Origin of the sequence: Persicirhabdus sediminis, assembly GCF_016595495.1 — a bacterium.
Lineage (GTDB): Bacteria > Verrucomicrobiota > Verrucomicrobiia > Verrucomicrobiales > Akkermansiaceae > Persicirhabdus > Persicirhabdus sediminis.
On sequence record NZ_JAENIM010000024.1, the window covers coordinates 1 to 2958 of the forward strand.

At 45.5% G+C, this 2958-nt stretch carries 4 protein-coding genes; all 4 read right to left on the reverse strand.

All coding sequences use genetic code 11. From position 1 onward, the window contains the following. Nucleotides 1–254: 254 nt before the first annotated feature. A complete protein-coding gene (locus JIN82_RS05390) occupies nucleotides 255–818 on the reverse strand; it encodes a 2'-5' RNA ligase family protein (RefSeq protein WP_200310625.1) in 564 nt (187 codons plus the stop codon). Nucleotides 819–967: 149 nt separating this feature from the next. Continuing rightward, nucleotides 968–1495, reverse strand: a complete 528-nt coding sequence (locus JIN82_RS05395; RefSeq protein WP_200310626.1) for a hypothetical protein — start codon at nucleotides 1493–1495, stop codon at nucleotides 968–970. 71 nt (nucleotides 1496–1566) lie between these two features. Then, on the reverse strand, nucleotides 1567–2037 hold the full coding sequence (locus JIN82_RS05400; protein WP_200310627.1) for a hypothetical protein: 471 nt from the start codon (nucleotides 2035–2037) through the stop codon (nucleotides 1567–1569). Between the two features lie 92 nt (nucleotides 2038–2129). Then, nucleotides 2130–2573: a hypothetical protein gene (locus JIN82_RS05405; protein WP_200310628.1), complete on the reverse strand. Its 444-nt coding sequence runs from the start codon at nucleotides 2571–2573 to the stop codon at nucleotides 2130–2132. Nucleotides 2574–2958: the final 385 nt, after the last annotated feature.

The following is a 2958-nucleotide window of genomic DNA, read 5'->3' on the forward strand; positions in this document are numbered from 1 at the left end:
CATCTAAGCTCGCGCTCATTCTGAAAGGCTACGCTGATCTTTCCCTCTGCTCGCTGCGCTACGATGATACTGACACCGTTTCACGGAGTCAAGCTCGAAATGTTCACTTGAACAGTCTGCCGAGAAGCTCTTTTCTATCAGCTAGCTGCCGCATTCATCCAGATATCGTATTAGCACACCAACCCCTGACCAAGGGCGGGTGTCGCTAGTGATTCAAGGTTTCTAATGGTCATAAAACTAAACTGAAAAGCGGGTCAGGGGTTGGGTGCTGCAACTTGTTCTCGCTTGTTGTTCTGAAGTGCAAAGTTCTGTATATCCTGAACCTTCACTCCATCATATGAGCAAAGTGTCAGCGAATCGATTACACCGGAAATCTCATATCCAGCAGTATTCCATTCTTGTGCCAGTTCGTAAAGGTGATCAGGGTCCTTGCTCGTCGCTATACCAATGTGAGGCACATAGGGTATGTCCAAACGCAACTGTGGTCGCATGAAGTCAGAGTAGAGGCGATCATGTAACTTACTGATCTGAGAAAAGCCCTCGTCGGGGACTAAGAAAATGTAATAGTCATCACTACTATCATCGTCATAGACCAGAGCGTATCGGCAGCAAAATTCGACTTGATCACTCACTGATGCGATGGAGGCGATGTGCTTTTGCATCTGTTGCTCACCTATACCTTCTGAGGATCCGGGAAAGATCATCGTCCAATGAGCGTCGATGACATCTACATATCGTTGATCGTGGTGCCTACGAAACTCAAGGATCAGAGATTCTGCCGACTTACTCAGTTTGGGATATGCAACGCTAAGAAGCATGATTTTTTGAGAGAACGTAAAGCACACCAGCCGAGTACTCGACCAGAAAGCTTTGGTAGTGGCTTAAGAATAGAATGTAGTGAAAAGAGAGCGGAACTCAACCGCGGTACGAGGTTGGGTGCAGCGTCTTGTTATGCAAAGGCAGTTTCTTAGAGTGGACTTTTTATTATTGTTACAACGTAAGGCAGCTTAGTTCGGATATTCATAGGGTCTGAATATCTAGTTAAGCCATCTGATAGTTTGTCTAACCAAAGCATCTCTAAGCTAGTTTCTTTAGCAAAAATGAATGAGTTTTTTTCACCGCGTGATGCAGGTGGAGCAGAGAACTGAAGATCAAATCTAGTAACAAATTTGTCAGTGTTCCAACCTGGCTTTATAATCTCAATACGGATAAATCCATTTACCTTAGGGCGAAGCTTTGTAATCGGATCGATTCCATTGTGTATGGTTAATGAGACTGTTCCCTGATCCTTCTTGAGTATGCCGTCTTTCAAATACTCAACCGTTGCTGATCCACCACTGATGATGATCTTATACTCGTTAGCTAACTGAATCCCTGCGTTGTCTCGAGTCGATTTCAGCGTAAATTCCCCCTCAAATTTCTTTTTATCTGAGGACGCATTCGTTGGAAGAATAGTTATTAAGAGTAAAAGTATGTAGGAGATGACGGCTTTCATTTTTAGCATAACGTTTGAAGTGTGGCACGGCGGGATTTAGGCATCTAGAGCGAAGCGAACTAGCGAGCTTGTCAGCCGTTGCCACCACTGACTTGTTCGCTGTTGCTTGATGCTGGCGCGACAGCCTTCGGACTGAGGCACCCTCTACCAGTATCCTCGCAGATCACCTCGCTACCAGGCTGAAACGCCCAATCCTCGTCCTCAGGAATCTGGAAAGATGAATCAATACGGTATCGGCGCTCTCCGACCCGATGGGCAAGAACGGGACGGAAGCACCGGACTGCTTCGGAAAGCAACTCCACGTAAATCACAGCGACCTCCTCTGATGGTATAGCAAACGAAAGGCCTTCTCGCTCTGTTGCCGCGTTGAACATCATCCTAATGTCCGCTGCTGAAATCTCGTTCTCGAATGTGGTGAGGTGAAATTCACCGGTGACATCGCTCCTGAATAGTTCAGCCAACACTTGGTGGTCTGAATCAATCAGCTCTACGCCCATGCCATCGCGTGTGACGTCGCTTGCGAATTGGATGGTGTGCTTCATTTCTTCAGCGAACGTTTAAAGCCACCCATCCACTACCAGAGGGCGAGCTTTGATTTCAGGTTAAGGTTAGTAATGACCATAATAGTTTCGACTCAAGGTGCGGTAGTGGATTGGTGTGCGCTGTCTTGTTCTGCCTTTTGGAATTCTGGATGCTCTTGAATATAATTATCTGCTGCATTCCCGAAGCCAACTTTCAGACGACCATACAAATAAGGTCGATTGTGCTTGTTCCACCGGCGTTTGATTTTACTGCGGTGTTCGTAAATATCAGGGTTATCCCTGATCTCCCGAACGGGTATTCTCGTAACTTGTTCTTTTTTCCAATTAGCTATCACTATAGAGTCAGAGAATTTACCAACCCAAATACCTCCTCTTACTCCGTAATTAATTGTAAAATTATCGACATGAAACATTTGAGCTTTCTCAAGCCAAATTAGTTCTGCGGGAATTACATCAATAGGCGTTGCTCCATTCTCTATAAAATCATCGAATATGCTGTATCTCCATGCTTTCTTAATGATTTCGAGAAATTTCATGTTTTGCAGAACGTAGAGTTCGCCTACTGCGAGAGCAGGCTTGATTGAGTGAAACGAATGAGGGACTGAGACGCAGTTAGGCGCAACGACTTGATATCTGTCCGCACGTCTATCCTACTCAAGGAATCGAGCTCGTGCGGAGACGGGAATGCTAGGATGACTTCTTTCATAGAGTTTTTTCTGTCAGGTTCATCGCAGGATAACTTGCAGAAAAAACTGACTTGTCATCCTCTGCGCAAGCTTGTGCGCGCAACGTTAGATCTAGTTGATAGATAAAAGCCTCACTGAGTGCAAGTTCTCATTTCAAGCTATACAGGCTCGAGTTCTCTCGCACTCTTGTATCATCTAAGCTCGCGCTCATTCTGAAAGGCTACGCTGATCTTTC